This is a genomic window from Shewanella sp. SR43-8, assembly GCF_014163775.1.
GTDB classification, from domain to species: domain Bacteria; phylum Pseudomonadota; class Gammaproteobacteria; order Enterobacterales; family Shewanellaceae; genus Shewanella; species Shewanella vesiculosa.
Genome location: NZ_JACJDX010000004.1, coordinates 283,645 through 301,149, shown reverse-complemented (window position 1 = coordinate 301,149; position 17,505 = coordinate 283,645). Strand labels below are relative to the sequence as shown.

Below are 17,505 nucleotides of genomic sequence, written 5' to 3'. Positions count from 1 at the left end.
ACCTAAGTATTTATTAATATAGGATTTTCTAAAATAATCGTACTTGAAACAACCTTACGGCGGTAACTATCATTAAGTGGCCCAATCGTCTTGTCACCAAGCTTATATTTATTACTATTTTTATAGCTTCTGTCCTCTTCGCTTGAGCGAACCAGTAAAAATACCCTTAAAGAAACTAAACGTTGAAATAATTCGTTATCCCACATTAACGTTGTTACATTTTGTGCAGGCATATAGCTATCAGCAGTACCGTCACCATCACTATCAAAGCCATACAGTATCCGCATATTTTCTACGCCTTCAACGAGCTGCTCTTCGTTATTCATGCCATTATTGATAGATAAAGTACGGCGTCTTAATACTGGGATATTACCATCATCTCGAATAAAGTAGACATGGTGTTGGTATTCCCATAACCGACTATTCGCAAGTCCAGGAGCCGCTGCACTACCGTTAAAAAAAACAATTTCATTAGAAGTTGACGCAGCATAATAGCGAGTTGCAGTTAATACTGTAGCAGGCGGCCCGATTAGACGCTTAATTTGAATAACATCAGTGTTACTATTCGGCGTAATACAAGCTAAGGTTTCTGCACTCACTCCCTGCTCATAACCCCATAACCGACGGAAATGTGACGGTTGTGCATTAGGAAAGCTGGCATTATTAAGACCCGCACCCACGCAATCTGCTGCTACCGCGGTAGATGAGATAGTAGTATTACTGCCGATGATAAAGTCAGTGCCTGTAATATCGCCCATAAAACCTAGCTGACTGAGATCTCGCTCCATAATAGCTAAAGCAATTCGACCGTTTTCTTGTAGCTGATTAAATTGGCTTGTGGTTGTGACGTTACTAGAAGACATACTAAACATGGTAAAAAGACCAGCCGTTAAAAATAGACTAATCAGCATCGCAACCATTAATTCAACAAGCGACATGCCTTGTTGACATTTAAATACTCTTATCATGTTATTATCGCCGTATTGATAGCCAAGGTACGTCGTCGATCACTGCTGCTGCCACAGTCTTTAACCACATTGGCTTGGCCTTCAGCGCCATCAGATGAAGTACGTACCCCCTTCCATGTAATAACAACGGTAACATTAGGAGCATTGACACTAATGCATGCTGTTGGTGAATCTAAGCCACCGACATTTGTATTGTCTGACGACTTTTCACTTGTGCCTAAAAATGCACGCTCCCATTGAAATAAGTCCCAATTTCTAGTTTCAATATTAGTGCAAATAACGTTTGCTCCAACCGCAACATCACAAGATTTTGCCGATACTATCGTACTGCCAGTATAGGTACCATTGTAAGTGGCTAATTGACTGCTATTGATGCGCATTCGATTAATAATATCATTGGCATAATACGAAGCTTGAGTTTGCTGGAAAGACTCAAAACTGCCTTGTTTAGAAATAATATGAAGATTAAAAATGCCAATAAGGCCTATCACCAGAATAACCAGTGAGACCATAACTTCAATCAAGGAAAATCCATTCCTTTTAGGTGACATAAGCGTCAAACCTCCTGCAAAGATCAATATTAGAGAATACGACCTTAAATTTTGTTGCGCCAAGCTAGTATTACTTAATATATAGATGATAGCTGAGTTAAATGTAATCAGATAGTATCAATTTTGTATATTAAGCATGATTAATAGCTCGAAATATTTTATTGGTATTATACTCGGTTCATTTTTTAAGTACAAAAAACCCGCAACCTAAATTAAGTTGCGGGTTAATATTTTTATCGTATTGAAATTAAACAAATAACTAACGTTATTGTGAACGTAACAATTAACGCAATTCTGCAGGTACGGCGAAAACGGTATCTTCTTTACGGCCTTCAACTTCAGTTATCACACTCGGTGCTAATGTCGCTATCGCGTTAACAACTTGTTGAACTAACACTTCAGGCGCTGAAGCACCGGCTGTGACAGCGACTTTCTTTACGCCGTTAAACCATGCAGCTTCTACATCAGCAGCGGTATCAACTAAATAAGATTGAGTACCGTTTTTTTCAGCCAGTTCACGCAAACGATTTGAATTAGAACTGTTTTTAGAACCAACAACAATCAGTAAGTCCACTTCTGCAGACATACTACGTACTGCATCTTGACGATTTTGAGTTGCGTAGCATATGTCATCTTTACGGGGCCCTTCAATTGAAGGAAAACGTTGCTGTAATGCACTGATGATATCTAAAGTGTCATCAACAGACAGTGTGGTTTGAGTAACAAAACATAAGTTCTGAGGATTATTAACCTGAAGATTATTAACATCTTCAGGTGATTCAATAAGATAAACACCACCTTTAGGGTTATCGTATTGTCCCATTGTGCCTTCAACTTCTGGGTGCCCTTGATGGCCAATCAAAATGCACTCGATACCTTTACGACTTGCACGAGTGACTTGCAAATGCACCTTTGTCACTAAAGGACAGGTAGCATCAAATACTTTTAAACCGCGATCTTTGGCTTCTTTTCTTACTGCCTGAGATACACCATGGGCACTAAAAATAACAATGCTGTTATCTGGAACCTGATCAAGTTCATCGATAAAAAGCGCACCACGCTGTTTTAGATTTTCAACCACATAGCGATTATGTACCACTTCATGGCGAACATAAATTGGTGGTTCAAATAATTCTAAAGCACGCTCAACAATACTGATTGCACGATCAACCCCAGCACAAAAACCGCGAGGATTAGCCAACAAAATACTCAGTTCAGGAGACGTCGGATCAACTTTTAACATGTGATACCTTTTTAATCAGTTATAACACTGACCACTTCAAGCTCAAACGTAAGCGTGCGTCCAGCAAGTGGATGGTTTAAATCGACAGTAATTGAGTCACCAGCAGTATCACGAACGATACCCGGTATTTCACTACCACCTGGGCCTGCAAAACTGACGATGACACCGTCTTCAAGCTTCATATCAGCTGGAAAACGGCTTCTGTCCATATAATGGATTGCATCTGGATTTGACTCACCAAAAGCATCTTTTGCCGCTAAGGTAAACTTGTGCTTATCACCTTCACTCAAGTCTTTAAGTTCATCTTCAAAAGCCGGACTTAAGCTACCGTCACCAATATTAAAACGCGCCGGTTTGCCCGATGCTTTAGTACTGTCAGCGGTCGATCCGTCTTCTAATACAATATTCATATGGCACACCAATGAGCGACCATCTTGTTTAGTTAAATCTGTCACAGTTAATCTTGCTCCTTTGGTGACTTTGCATCTGGTCTAAATGATTCCCAGATGATCAGTACTGCACCCACAAATATACCTGAATCGGCAATGTTAAACGCTGGATAATGGCTGGTTTGCCAGTAGAAATCGATAAAATCAACGACAAAGCCATGCATTAAACGATCAACTAAATTGCCCAGTGCGCCACCAATAACTAAGGTAAAGGCTAAATTACTCCGCCATATCGTGTGTGACTGTTTACGAAGCCATACGGTGAGTAAAGTACTAAAGCCGAGAGCTATAATAGTAAAGAACCAACGTTGCCAGCCACCAGCATCACTTAAAAAACTGAACGCAGCGCCATAGTTTCGCACATAAGTGAAATTAAAAAATGGCAGCAGTTTGATAGACTCATACAATTCAAAATTGGCCAAAACCCATTGTTTAGATAGCTGATCGGCTAAAAACACCAATGCAGCTACCCAATACCAACGCAAGCCACTGTCTTTCCATGTTAATGGCACAGTACTCATTGTGTTACTTCCTTAAGCAAAATTGCGTTGTTCGCCTTCACCTTCAATATTGGTCACACAGCGTTGACACAATGTTGGGTGAGATTCAATGGTGCCAACTTCTTCACGATAGTGCCAGCAACGCTCGCACTTCTCTGCCGAACTTTTGGCTACCACTAGCTTAAGTGAGCTTAATTCTGTTTCGATGGCGTCATCACCGGCTTGTGACATATCCGCCACGGCCGCTTTTGAAGTAATAAGGATAAAACGCAACTCATCACCCACCTTGGCGAGTTCAGCCGCTAAATCAGCATCAGCAAACAATGTAACTTCAGCTTCTAATGAACCACCAATACGCTTGTCACGACGCGCTTGTTCAAGCACTTTGTTGACTTCGTTACGGACAGTTAATAGTTTTTCCCAGTAATCATCACTTAAATCACTGTCAAGCGTTACCGCTTCTAGGCCTTGATACCATTCTTGAGTAAACACATACTTTTCACGCTTACCTGGTAGCTGCTGCCAAACTTCGTCGGCGGTAAAGCTTAAGATTGGCGTAATCCAACGAACCATAGCTTCGGCAATATGATAAAGCGCAGATTGACAACTACGACGAGCATGACCTTCTTGCTTCGCGGTGTACTGGCGATCTTTAATAATATCAAGATAAAAACTGCCTAGCTCAACAGAGCAGAACTGCATCAATTTTTGGGTCACTTGGTGGAAGTTGTATTGATCATACGCTTCGATAATTTCTTGTTGCAGTACCGCTGCACGGCGAACAACCCAACGATCTAATGCGACCATATCTTCTGAGGCAATCATGTCTGTTTCTGGGTTAAAACCATTTAGATTCGCTAACAAGAAACGAGCAGTATTACGAATACGACGATATGCGTCAGCACTACGATTTAAAATTTCATCAGATACGGTCATTTCGCCACTGTAATCAGTCGCGGCAACCCATAAGCGTAAAATGTCAGCCCCAAGCTTATTGATCACTTGTAGTGGCGCTATCACGTTACCAACAGATTTTGACATCTTACGGCCTTTACCATCAACGGTAAAACCATGAGTCAACACTTGCTTATAAGGTGCAGTACCATTCATCGCCGTTGAAATCATCAATGATGACATAAACCAACCGCGATGCTGATCGCTCCCTTCTAAATACAAATCAACGCCATGACCATGAAACTCTGGGCGTGCAGCAACAACAGATGAGAATGATGAACCTGAGTCAAACCATACATCTAATGTGTCAGTTACTTTACGATACTGATCTGCTTCATCCCCGAGTAACTCACTGGCATCTAAATCCCACCAAGCTTGAATACCCTGTTGTTCAATGCGATGCGCGACACGTTCCATTAGTGAAACACTGTCTGGATGTAATTCATCGGTTTCACGGTGAACAAATAAGGTGATCGGTACGCCCCAAGTACGCTGACGAGAGATACACCAGTCGGGACGATTTTCAACCATTTTTTCGATACGGCTTTGACCCCAATCAGGGATCCACTTGGTTTGCTCAATTTCTTTTAATGCTTGCGAGCGTAAACCATGGTTATCCATAGAGATAAACCACTGTGGCGTAGCACGGAAAATAATCGGTGTTTTGTGGCGCCAGCAATGTGGATAACTATGACGATAAGCAACATGCAGCAATAACGCGTCTTTTTCTTCTAACAGCGCAACCACATTGGCGTTGGCTTTAAAGACATGCTGACCGGCAAAAAATTCAGTATCAGCTTTATAAACCCCATTATCGCCAACGGGGTTTGCCACTTCTAAACCGTATTTTTGACCAACAATAAAATCGTCCTGACCATGCCCTGGTGCGGTATGGACAATACCGGTACCCGCGTCAGTCGTAACGTGATCGCCTAAAATGGCTGGCACATCGAACGCATAAAATGGGTGGTTAAAACGCATTAATTCAAGCACTGCGCCCTTTACTTCACCTAAAATGATGTGTGACTCTGCAGCGTAACGCTCAAGGCAAGACTCGACTAAAACTTGGGCCAAAATCAATGTGGTGGTTTTGCCGTCTTTAACAAATTCCACCAAGCTATAATCTAGCTCAGGGCTTAATGCTAACGCACGGTTAGCAGGAATCGTCCAAGGAGTTGTAGTCCAAATAGCCATTGCCACTGGTTTAGCATACTTTTCAACGCCAAATTTAGCTGCAACTGCTTGGCTATCAACAGCCACAAAAGCCACGTCGATGGCTGGCGATGTTTTATCTTCGTATTCAACTTCTGCTTCAGCTAGCGCTGAACCACAATCGGTACACCAATGCACAGGTTTGACACCTTTGTGCAAATGACCGCTATCAATTACTTTTGCCAATGAACGAACGATATTTGCTTCAGTTGAAAAATCCATTGTGAGATATGGGTTTTGCCAATCACCTAATACACCTAAACGAATGAAGTCATCACGCTGACCTTCAACTTGAATAGCGGCATATTTACGACATTCTTCACGAAACTCTGCCGCAGAAATTTTGACGCCAGGCTTACCGACTTTTTGCTCAACTTTTAGCTCAATAGGTAGTCCATGACAATCCCACCCAGGAATATAAGGCGCGTCAAAACCAGACATGGTTTTTGACTTAATAATGATGTCTTTAAGAATTTTGTTTACAGAGTGACCAATATGAATGCTGCCATTGGCGTATGGAGGGCCATCGTGCAGAATGAAAGGTTTACGGCCGATACGGCTTTCACGGATCTGTTGATACAGTCCATCTTGCGTCCAGCTATTTAACATTTCTGGCTCGCGATTTGCCAAATTACCGCGCATCGGAAACTCTGTTTCCGGCAAATTCAAAGTAAATTTATAGTCGCTCATTGATCCCATACCATTATTTAAAGCTGATTCATTTCAGCTAGCATCGTTGCTAAATAAAGCGCGAGCTTCATTTGCATCATTTAAAATCTGTTTTTTTAGCGCGTCCAATGACTCAAAAGGTTGTTCATCACGGATCTTTGCTACTAATTCTACTTCCACTCGTTTACCGTATAAATCACCGGTAAAATCAAACAAGTGGACTTCTAATCTGCAGGTTTGACCATTGACAGTGGGTCTAAACCCCACATTAGCCACTCCATCATATATATCACTGCCATCCCAGTACAAACGAACGGCAAAGACGCCTCGAATCGGTACCACATGTCGCTTTAACGCGATGTTAGCGGTTGGAAAACCGATCGTACGGCCTAATTTTTGTCCGTGAGCAACCTTACCACTTAAAATGAAAGGATGGCCAAGTAAACGCCTTGCTTGCTCCAAGTTCCCTAATGCCAGTTGCTCTCTTACCGCAGTAGAGCTTACTCGCGACGAGCCAACAACAAAACTTTGGGTACTGACAACGGTAAAGCCAAACTTCTTACCCGCTGCAACAAGCATTTCGAAATTACCTAAGCGACCTTTACCAAAGCAAAAATCATCACCAACAACTAAATATTTAACGCCAAGCTTATTGACTAATAACTCTTCAATAAAGGCTTCAGCAGGTTGATTAGCAAAAGCTTCAGTAAAATTGATACAAAGTAGTCGATCAATCTTCAGCTCGTCTAGTAACCTCATTTTATCGCGAAGGAGGCTAAGTCGAGCAGGCGCATCAGCACCTCGGAAGCGTTCTTGCGGTTGAGGCTCAAACGTCATTAACGTTGCGGGTAATTGAAAGTGATGCGCTTTACTCACCAAGCTACTGATCACTTGCGCATGGCCACGATGGACACCATCAAAATTCCCAATGGTCAAAACACAACCATGATGAGAAGGTAAAATATTGTGTATACCGCGGATTAATTCCATTACGCTCAATACTGCCTATTGCAAATCGGCAGATTATATACCCAAACCAATGTCAGATGCGAGTTTCAACCTGAGATTATTACAGCCGATTTAGGATATTCTGCCGATACTCGCCCTGCCATTCGAATAGGATAATTTATCTCTGACGTTTAATTTTCCAAGGTCGAACACCCAACACAAGCAAACTCAACAGATAAATAACTGCGCCGCCAACAATAAGCTCAATTAACATAAACATCCGCTCAAAAGTGTGCCATTCAAGCCATATGCTTTGTTGTGGCATAAAATACACAAGTGCAATAGTCATCAATGCTGTAGAGATGATCACTTTAAATGAAAAAAACAAGGTTTGTCGGCTCATTTGATAAACGCCCGCCTTATGCAAACCTCTGTATAACAAGCCAGCATTCAATAACGCAGACATTGATGTCGCAATAGCTAACCCCACATAACCAAATGGAATCGCAAAAATAAGGTTAAAGGCCATATTACTCACCATGGCAATGATGCCATATTTAACCGGTGTTTTAGTATCTTGGCGCGAATAGTATCCCGGCGCTAACACTTTAATCATCATAAAACTTAATAAACCACAACCGTATGCAACCAAGCTGTACGATGCCATTTCAACGTCATTAACGCTAAATGCACCTCGCATAAACAGCACCATTAACATGGGTTTAGCCAGAACGATTAATCCTAACATAGCCGGAGTCCCCAGTAGCAAAATGGCTTTAACCCCCCAATCCATAGTGTGATTAAAGCCACTGCCTTCGGCATTCACATGTTTTTGTGACAGTGCAGGGAGAATAACAGTCGCGATCGCAATGCCAAATAAGCCTAAAGGAAACTCCAATAGTCGATCGGCGTAGTAGAGCCAACTTATCGACCCTGTCATCAAAAAACTGGCAATAAAAGTGTCAAACAATAAATTAATTTGTGATACCGACACCCCGAATAATGCAGGGATCATCAAAGTTCTGATTTTCACTACGCCAGGATGATTCCATCCCCATGAAGGTTTAACGAGCGCTTTCTCGCGGATCAAAAATGGGATTTGGAACAAAAATTGAATAAGGCCGCCAAAAAATACCCCCCAAGCTAAGCCAATCTCAGGATTTTCTAACGTATGTGCATACCATAAAGCCACGGTAATGATGGCCACATTTAAGAAAACCGGCGTAAACGCTGACACTGCAAAGCGCCCGCGAGTATTGAGAATTGAGCCGGCTAATGCAGTGAAGGTAATAAACCATAAATACGGAAAGGTAATTTTTAACATCACTGAAGCAAGTTCAAATTTTTCAGCATTGGGGCCATCATTTAGCCAATCGACAAACCAGCCACCGCCAAAAAGTGCTGCAAGCACTGGTGAACACACTACGCCAACTAAGGTTACAATCGTAACCAGTACCCCTAATGTACCTGCAACCTTACTTAACAACTCACGAGTATCTTCTGGAGTCATTTTTTCCTGATACTCAGTCAGTACCGGCACGAACGCCTGTGCAAAAGCACCTTCAGCAAATAAACGTCTTAAAAAATTAGGGATTTTATTAGCAAAAAAGAACACATCAGCACTACTACCGGCTCCCATAAGATTCGCAATAACCACATCACGGACCAAGCCTAATACTCGAGAAATCAATGTCATAACACTAACTATTAGACCTGATTTAAATAATTTTTTGCTCAAACAGCCCCCTGAAACGTGGTTACTTCTAAGAAATTAATGGGATTTATAACAAATATTCTATTCTAACCCTGTCACACAGACCAAAGAGCTGGTAGAATTGCGCCACATATTACACGAGTTGGGTTGAAGTTTGGCATGCTAGGTTGGATTAATTTATCTTTATGATGATTATTCAGCTGTAGTCGTTGACAAAGCGACAAAAAGCAGGCATATTCCTCGGCCTTAAAAGTATCAAATCCAGTTTTTAGGAGTTGCACCTTGGCTAATAGCAAGTCTGCAAAGAAGCGCGCGCTTCAGTCTGAAAAGCGTCGCCAGCATAACGCTAGCCGTCGCTCTATGTTACGTACATACGTTAAAAAAGTCATCGCTGCTATCAAAAGTGGTGACCATAAAGCGGCTACAGAAGCATTCGCTACTGCACAACCAATTGTTGACCGTATGGCGACTAAAGGTCTTATTCACAAGAATAAAGCCGCTCGTCAGAAGGCACGCTTAAACGCAAAGATCAAAGCTATTGCAGCTTAGTTTTTTGTAGTTTAAGTTTCCAAAAACCGGCTTAGGCCGGTTTTTTTATATCTACATTTTACCCGCTTGTTTTTCCTTATGATAATTTAACACTCCTCAATTAATACAATCGCTCACCATGAGTATCATGCAGCCTCTTTAACACTTATCTAAAAATAACCACTCATTGTTTAGCGGTAAATTGATTTACTCATTTCTAACAGTTCTAGACCTAAGCGCTCTCAAAAGAATGATATACAGGCTCATTGAACGGATAACAGATGGTAAATAGCAACGCTAAATACTGCAAAGATATTGAATTATTGGAGTACGAGATAATTGATTTGCTCTCATTGATAACGATAATCAATGGTAGTAATCATCATGCTATAGAATATAAGGCTTGTAAGAAAAGGCAGTATTCGATTGATGTTAAAGAGTAAAGCATCATATTAGTAGCAAAAACTAAACGTCTTAACTAAGACATCAATAAATAAGATGTGCCCGTTAAGACGTTTGCGGAGTCAGTTTAATAACAATACATATTATTTAATACTTGAATTAACTCTTTTACCTCGTCACTTTTTAACGAATAAAAAACGGTTTGCGCCTCTTTCCTAGTACAGACTAATTTGTCTTTACGAAGCCATGCCAAATGTTGAGATAAAGCTGATTGACTTAACCCCAACTTCTTATTCATTTCACCAACACACATTTCACCTTCATTAAGAAGATGACACAAAATAAACAGTCTACGTTCATTTGCTAATGCTTTTAGCAATACGACCGCATGATCTGCTTGCTGTTGCATTTTATCTATATCCATCACGCGCTCTTCTCCTTCATCTAACCCCGCACTAATATAGCGTTCCCTTACAAATAGAGTCGGGACATAAAGCACACTTTTTGGTAGATTGTTGTAAAAAATGAGACTTAGCTAAAATAATCAAAGGAAACTCATGAAAAACTATCAAAGAGCAACACTCGTTGGAGCCATATGTACCACTCTACTCGGGTGTCAAACCCCCGTACCCGCTAAAATGAGTGATGCCAGTTTAGTTATCAATAATTCAGATGATGCCAAAATCAGTCAACAATTGGCTAAGCAAGCTTTATCATCACGTTTAAGTTATGACATTGTTGAATCGCTTACCGTAGAAGTTGGTCCACGATTAGCGGGTACAGACAAAGACATCATGGCCGTTGATTGGGCGATGGAAAAACTGTGGTCGCTCGGATTTGATAAAGTATATAAAGAGTCGGTTCAAGTTCCTGCTTGGTCTAGAGGCAGCGCACACGCGAGTATCGTAGCGCCTTATGAGCAACCTTTGGTCGTGACAGCTTTAGGTGGCAGTGTTGCAACCCCAGTTAACGGAATTCAAGCACAGATTGTACGCTTTGACAGTTTAGAAGAGTTATCCAATGCATCACCGGGGCGCATTGAAGGCAAAATAGTGTTTATTGACCGTAAAACTGAACGCCACATTACTGGTAAAGGTTATGGAGACGCTGTTGGTGGCCGCTCTCGAGGAGCCATTGTTGCGGCTCAAAAAGGAGCCTTAGCAATTGTTATTCGTTCCATTGGCACAGATCATGACAGAATGGCACACACAGGAATGATGCGTTACGAAGAAGGAACCCCTAAAATTCCTGCCGCAGCGATGTCTAACCCTGATGCAGATTTGATTAATGCCATGTTAAAGCGTAATCCTAACATCACTCTATCATTGAATATGACCTCAGAAAATTTAGGTATTGCGACATCTTATAATGTTATAGCCGAAGTCACTGGAAGCAGTAAACCAGATGAAATCGTTCTTATCGGTGCTCATCTTGATTCGTGGGATGAAGGCACAGGTGCAATTGATGATGGTGCAGGTGTGGCGATTGTTACCACCGCAGCTAAACTCATTCAAGACTTACCGCAAAAACCTGCACGTACTATTCGAGTGGTATTATACGCAGCAGAAGAAGTGGGTTTAGTTGGTGGTAAAGCCTATGCAGCGCAACATGCTGATGAGTTAGGCAAGCATTATATTGCGGCGGAATCTGATTTTGGTGCAGGACCTATTTATAAAATTGATTTTAATGTTAACCCCGCTACATTCGAGCAAGTGAAACAACAACACTCTGCCATAACACTCAATGGGGTTGAGCTTGGCAATAATAACGCTTCAGGCGGGCCAGATGTGTCGATGCTACCCGCATTAGGTGTACCGGTTGCTTCATTGAACCAAGATGGCACAGACTACTTTGATTATCACCACACGCCGAATGATACATTAGATAAAATTGATCCTAAGAAACTGGCACAAAGTGCAGCAGCTTATGTCCAATTTGCCTACATGATGGCACAATCGGAAATTGATTTAAGACCTGTTACCGAGCAAAAAGACCAACACTAGCGAGTTGTAGCGCTATTAAGTTCAATTGAACTCAGAATTTGATGACTAAAAAGCCCTTGTTTAAGGGCTTTTTTATTGGCTAAGGCTATGGACTTAAAGTTTTACTTTTGTTCGGCGCGTAAAAATACAGGCTCTGTGGCAGTCGACTGCGCTTCACTGTAGTAATAGCCTTCAAGATCAAACTCAGTTAATTGCTTAACAGAAGTGGGATTAGTATCAATAATATAGCGCGCCATCAAACCACGAGCTTTTTTTGCATAAAAACTAATCACTTTAAATTGGCCCTTTTTGCAGTCTTTAAACACAGGGGTAATTAGCTGACCTTGAAGTTGTTTTACTTTAACAGACTTAAAGTACTCATTAGAGGCTAAGTTAACAATGATATCATCGCCCTGCTCTTTCAATGCTTGATTAACAGCTTCTGTAATCGTCTCTCCCCAGAAAGCATACAAGTTATTACCTTCAGGGTTTGCCAGCTTAGTGCCCATTTCTAAGCGATACGGTTGGATTAAATCTAGTGGTTTAAGTAAGCCATACAAACCAGATAAAATACGTAAATGTTTTTGACTAGAAGCCATTTGTGACTCAGATAAATTATCTGCATCAAAGCCTGTATACACATCACCTCTAAAGGCAAAAATGGCCTGCTTAGCATTATCTAAGGTAAACGGTGGCTGCCAATCAGCAAACCGAGCGGCATTCAGCCCTGCTATTTTATCACTCACCTTCATCAAGCTGGCAATATCCATGGGAGTTAATTCACGGCAAACATCAATCAACGCTTGGCTTTGTTTTAAAAAGCGCGGCTGAGTATGGGTATTAGAAATAGGTGAATGTTCAAAATCTAATGTTTTCGCAGGTGAAACTAAAACCAACATAAGTAAGCTCCGGATAAAATCATAACGTCATCATACTGAACTGATATAAAAAAACCATGCCGCATTAGCATGGTTTTTTCGATTGAGCTATTCGATTAAACACTCTATACCCGAGTTTATTTCTTTATAGGCTCTGAAGAATTAGGCCAAATTTTTTCTTCTAATTGATCGGCTAACTCTGGAAATTTACTGGTATCAAATACTGGATCGATACCCGCATCAATCTGTTCCCGATAGTCGTTAATAACTCGAATCGCTAGGCCAGACAACAACAATAAGGCCACAATGTTAACAATAGCCATTAATCCCATTGATACATCGGCTAAATCCCATACTAGACTGATTTTAGCCAGTGAACCGAACATCACCATACCTAAAACAACTACGCGAAATATAGGCAAAGCTTTTTTACTATTACCAGACAAGAACATGACATTAGTTTCTGCGTAAGAATAGTTCGCAATAATAGACGTAAAGCAGAAAAGTAAAATGGCAAAGGCAATAAATGCTCCCCCCCAATCACCCACATGGCTGGTAAGTGCACTAATCGTTTTCGCAATGCCATCTGAGCTAGATGCTGCATCACCAGACAATAAAATAATTGCAGCCGTTGCAGTACAAATAACAATAGTATCGACAAATACACCCATCATTTGCACAAAACCTTGCGATGCAGGGTGATTAGGATTTGGAGATGCGCTGGCAGCCACGTTTGCTGCACTTCCCATACCGGCTTCGTTTGAAAATAATCCTCGAGCAATACCGGCTTGCATTGCTTGAGCAACACTATAAGCAACACCACCAGCAGCGGCTTCTTGCCAACCAAATGCACTGTTAATAACTAACATGAATATGTCAGGTAACTTCTCAATATTCATCCCAACAACAACAAATGCTATAGCAATATAAGCAATCGCCATGACAGGTACAATGAGCTCAGATGCTTTAGCAACTTTTTTAAGGCCACCTACAATGACAAACGCACTGCAGATAACAATACCAATACCGATATATAGTGGTTCAAAACCAAAAACTTGAGTCATTGCACCTGTAATGGTATTGGCTTGAACAGCATTAAATACAAGACCAAATGCTAAAATTAGGAAGATAGAAAAAACCACGCCCATCCAACGCTGACCAAGGCCTTTCTCCATATAATAAGCTGGACCGCCACGGTATTGACCATCACCATCTTTGACTTTATAAACCTGAGCAAGAGTCGACTCTATCATCGCAGTAGCCATACCCAATACTGCTATAGCCCACATCCAAAACACGGCACCTGGCCCTGCTGTTCCAATTGCAACCGCGACACCAGCCATATTACCAGCTCCGACACGTGCAGCCATACTGGTACAAAAAACTTGAAATGATGATAAGCCATGCTTACCTGGACGGCGGCTAATCGCGAGTACTTTAATACCGTGCACAAAATGGGTAATTTGAATAAAACCAAGACGAATAGTAAAAAATAACCCTGCTCCCACCAACCCATAAACCAATAATTTGCCCCAAAGCAGGCTATTCATGAAATTAACAATCGTCTCTAACATTGCCATATTGTCTAATCTTCCCCGTTATAAGGTTATTTTTCTGTATCAGGCCATTGCACTGAATATAAAACACATAAGGCACAGACCAAGCACGTCATGTGCAAGCTGCTATGTGTAAAACGGTAATACTAATAAAAGTACCTATATAAAGTCGCCATTATAAAAGGTTATGGTCGTGGATTAATAGGTATTGATCACTCAGGACTACGAATGCTAAAGCTACGTTACCTAGCATACACATCGATTAAGTAAATGAAACGTTGCCATAACATCAACAAAACAAAAATTAACAAGTGATCTCAGTCACACTTTATCATTTCTACTATTAATGCTCTATGTTTAAAAAGCATTTGAATCGTTATTAAATTTCAAGTAATTAGCGACAAATCAACAATAAATGCGATCGAAACCAAACCTCATTACTCAGAAATTAGATAAAGGCCACATTATTGTAACTAAATTACAGATACAGTGTTCTCAAAGAAGGTTAAATAAGTTTTTCACTTTTAATAGAGGTCACTATGACTAACCCAAATGAAATCATCGCGCTAAAAAAATACGTAAGAGCAACGAACTTCCTTGCGACATCGCAGATTTATCTGAAGCAAAACGTACTTTTTAAGCGTCCGTTACAACATACAGATATCAAACCTCGTCTACTCGGTCACTGGGGAACATGTCCTGGTATTAACTTTGTCTACGCGAACGTTAACCGTCTTATTGTTAAGCATAAGCGTGAATTCATTTACCTTGTTGGTCCTGGCCACGGTTTCCCAGCTGTGCAAGCTAACTTATTTGTTGAAGGTTCACTTAGTCATTTCTATCCTGAGACCATTCCATTCACAGAAACCGGTATCGAAGATATCTGTAAAAAATTCTCAGCAGCCTACGGCTATCCATCACATGCAAACCCAGAAGCTCCTGGCCAAATATTAGAAGGTGGTGAGCTTGGTTATTCACTTTCTGTCGCTTGGGGCTCTGTATTAGATAACCCAAATCTTATTGCCGCTTGTTTGATCGGTGACGGTGAAGCGGAAACCGGCCCATTAGCGGCATCTTGGTATGCTAACCGCTTAGTCTCTCCTGAGCATAACGGTGCGGTTCTTCCAATCGTCCATATTAACGGTTATAAGATCTCAGGTCCAACCCGTATGGGCCGCATGAGCCATGAAGAACTGGATCTCGAATTCCGTGGCCTTGGTTATCACCCCATCATCGTTGATGATGAAATGGAAACGGACATCTTTGAACAAATGACAGCGGCAATGGACTTGTCTTATGAAATGATCACTGACATTCAACGTCGTGCTCGTTCCGGTGAAGACGTTGTCAAACCCCGCTGGCCAGTTATTTTAATGAGAACAGCTAAAGGTTGGACGGGTACAGCTGAATATGATGGCAAAAAATTAGCCGGTAACTGTGAATCTCATCAAGTGATTGTCAGCAACTGTGCTAAAGATAAAGGCCATTTAGAAGCTCTCAATACATGGTTAGCCAGTTATAAGTTTGATGAGCTAGTACAAACGACTGAAAGCGGCGAACTGATATTTGATAAAGACATCATGTCATTAATGCCACCAAAGGATTTATGCTGTGGTCGCCAACGTTTAAGTTATGGCGGTGAAGTCGTTCGCGCTTTAACCAATCCAGATTTAAGCAAACTGGGTTATGGTGCTGAAACACCTCGTGGCCATCGTGGTTTTTCAATGTTGAAAATGGGAGAATGGATGCGAGATGCATTCAAACTGAACCGCGATCAACGCAACCTGCGTATTTTCAGTCCAGATGAAACTTATTCAAATCAGTTACAAGCTGTATTTGAAGAAACAGATCGTTCATGGCAATGGCCTATAGAAAGCTGGGACCAAGATATGTCGCGCGATGGCCGCGTGATTGAGTTGTTATCTGAAAACTTGTTATTTGGTATGTTACATGGCTACACAGTAACCGGCCGTCACGGTATGTTCCCTACTTATGAATCTTTTTCTCAGGTAGTGTCATCAATGGCTGACCAATACTGTAAATATGTCCATGCCAGCCAAGGGATCCATTTCCGTAAGCCAATTCCAGCATGTAACGTAGTATTGTCATCGTTATTAGAACGTCAAGATCACAACGGTTACTCTCATCAGAACCCATCATTCCTAGGCGCGATGTTAGAGAAGCACCCAGAAATTATCTCTGCTTACTTGCCAGCAGATGCAAACAGCACCTTGGTATATACCGAAAAAGCTTATGCTGACAGAGACAAACTGAATATTATTGTTGCGGGTAAAAAATCTTTACCTCAATGGTTATCTTTAGCTGAAGCTCGTCAACAAGCTAAAGATGGCATGATGGTATGGGATTTCGCCTCAGATACCAACCCTGATGTGGTACTAGCTGGTTGTGGTGATTATGCAACTCAAGAATGTATGGCTTCTTTAGTTCTCATTCGTGAAATACTACCAAGAGTACGTATCCGTTTTGTCAGCGTGTCAGAACTTCACAGTAGCGGTTTAGGCAGCCTTGAATTTCAAAGCAAACCTTGGATGATGGATGAAGTATTTACCCAAGATAAAGGTGTGGTATTTAATTACCATGGTTATCCAAATACTATCAAGAAATTGGTCTTTGATTATAAAGGTAACCGTCGTTTCCGTATTAAAGGTTATGAAGAAGAAGGTTCAACGACGACACCATTTGATATGGGAGTGCGTAACGGTACATCTCGCTATCACTTAGTGATCGATATGGCTTACAAATTATTCCAGCAAGGTGTGATTGATGAAACACAACATGTGACCATCACCACAGATATGTTGCAACGATTAGTTGACCATAAGAACTACATCAAAGCCAATGGTGTGGATCCAGAAGAAATCGAAAACTGGGTATGGACTCGTTAAACTAACTTATTATTAGACCAAAAATACGCCTTCTGGGCGTATTTT

At 41.2% G+C, this 17,505-nt stretch carries 14 protein-coding genes; 3 read left to right on the top strand and 11 right to left on the bottom strand.

All coding sequences use genetic code 11. The features are described 5' to 3' along the window. Positions 1 to 2: 2 nt before the first annotated feature. The 8 genes from H5114_RS07170 to murJ form a co-directional block, all read right to left on the bottom strand. Positions 3 to 968, bottom strand: coding sequence for a PilW family protein (locus tag H5114_RS07170; RefSeq protein WP_182722540.1), 966 nt, complete (start codon positions 966 to 968; stop codon positions 3 to 5). Then, positions 965 to 1,519, bottom strand: coding sequence for a type IV pilus modification protein PilV (gene pilV, locus H5114_RS07165; RefSeq protein ID WP_182722539.1), 555 nt, complete (start codon positions 1,517 to 1,519; stop codon positions 965 to 967). The genes H5114_RS07170 and pilV overlap by 4 nt, the downstream gene beginning before the upstream one ends. A gap of 283 nt (positions 1,520 to 1,802) precedes the next feature. Continuing rightward, a complete protein-coding gene (ispH, locus tag H5114_RS07160) occupies positions 1,803 to 2,732 on the bottom strand; it encodes a 4-hydroxy-3-methylbut-2-enyl diphosphate reductase (protein ID WP_182722572.1) in 930 nt (309 codons plus the stop codon). A 41-nt stretch (positions 2,733 to 2,773) separates the two neighbouring features. Then, positions 2,774 to 3,217, bottom strand: coding sequence for an FKBP-type peptidyl-prolyl cis-trans isomerase (gene fkpB, locus H5114_RS07155; protein ID WP_124017148.1), 444 nt, complete (start codon positions 3,215 to 3,217; stop codon positions 2,774 to 2,776). 2 nt (positions 3,218 to 3,219) lie between these two features. Next, entirely contained in the window at positions 3,220 to 3,723 is a 504-nt protein-coding gene (lspA, locus tag H5114_RS07150) for a signal peptidase II (RefSeq protein ID WP_182722571.1), read from the bottom strand. A 21-nt stretch (positions 3,724 to 3,744) separates the two neighbouring features. Then, the gene (gene ileS, locus H5114_RS07145; RefSeq protein WP_182722538.1) at positions 3,745 to 6,567 is read right to left on the bottom strand and encodes an isoleucine--tRNA ligase; all 2,823 of its coding nucleotides are present in this window, start codon (positions 6,565 to 6,567) and stop codon (positions 3,745 to 3,747) included. Positions 6,568 to 6,600: 33 nt separating this feature from the next. After that, positions 6,601 to 7,536, bottom strand: a complete 936-nt coding sequence (ribF, locus tag H5114_RS07140) for a bifunctional riboflavin kinase/FAD synthetase (RefSeq protein WP_182722537.1) — start codon at positions 7,534 to 7,536, stop codon at positions 6,601 to 6,603. Positions 7,537 to 7,672: 136 nt separating this feature from the next. Continuing rightward, entirely contained in the window at positions 7,673 to 9,232 is a 1,560-nt protein-coding gene (gene murJ, locus H5114_RS07135) for a murein biosynthesis integral membrane protein MurJ (RefSeq protein WP_124017145.1), read from the bottom strand. A 258-nt stretch (positions 9,233 to 9,490) separates the two neighbouring features. On the opposite strand from murJ, the gene rpsT reads away from it, so the two are divergent. Beyond that, entirely contained in the window at positions 9,491 to 9,757 is a 267-nt protein-coding gene (gene rpsT, locus H5114_RS07130) for a 30S ribosomal protein S20 (RefSeq protein ID WP_124017144.1), read from the top strand. Positions 9,758 to 10,265: 508 nt separating this feature from the next. On the opposite strand, the gene H5114_RS07125 is transcribed toward rpsT, so the two are convergent. Further along, complete coding sequence (locus tag H5114_RS07125) at positions 10,266 to 10,562, bottom strand: metalloregulator ArsR/SmtB family transcription factor (RefSeq protein WP_124017143.1); 297 nt, start codon at positions 10,560 to 10,562, stop codon at positions 10,266 to 10,268. Between the two features lie 133 nt (positions 10,563 to 10,695). On the opposite strand from H5114_RS07125, the gene H5114_RS07120 reads away from it, so the two are divergent. Continuing rightward, positions 10,696 to 12,141: a M28 family metallopeptidase gene (locus H5114_RS07120; RefSeq protein WP_182722536.1), complete on the top strand. Its 1,446-nt coding sequence runs from the start codon at positions 10,696 to 10,698 to the stop codon at positions 12,139 to 12,141. Positions 12,142 to 12,242: 101 nt separating this feature from the next. On the opposite strand, the gene yaaA is transcribed toward H5114_RS07120, so the two are convergent. Both yaaA and H5114_RS07110 read right to left on the bottom strand, forming a co-directional pair. Continuing rightward, complete coding sequence (gene yaaA, locus H5114_RS07115; protein ID WP_124017141.1) at positions 12,243 to 13,019, bottom strand: peroxide stress protein YaaA; 777 nt, start codon at positions 13,017 to 13,019, stop codon at positions 12,243 to 12,245. A gap of 116 nt (positions 13,020 to 13,135) precedes the next feature. Then, positions 13,136 to 14,572, bottom strand: coding sequence for a sodium:alanine symporter family protein (locus H5114_RS07110; protein WP_124017221.1), 1,437 nt, complete (start codon positions 14,570 to 14,572; stop codon positions 13,136 to 13,138). 521 nt (positions 14,573 to 15,093) lie between these two features. Here H5114_RS07110 and H5114_RS07105 point away from each other — a divergent pair. Next, on the top strand, positions 15,094 to 17,460 hold the full coding sequence (locus H5114_RS07105; protein WP_124017140.1) for a phosphoketolase family protein: 2,367 nt from the start codon (positions 15,094 to 15,096) through the stop codon (positions 17,458 to 17,460). Positions 17,461 to 17,505: the final 45 nt, after the last annotated feature.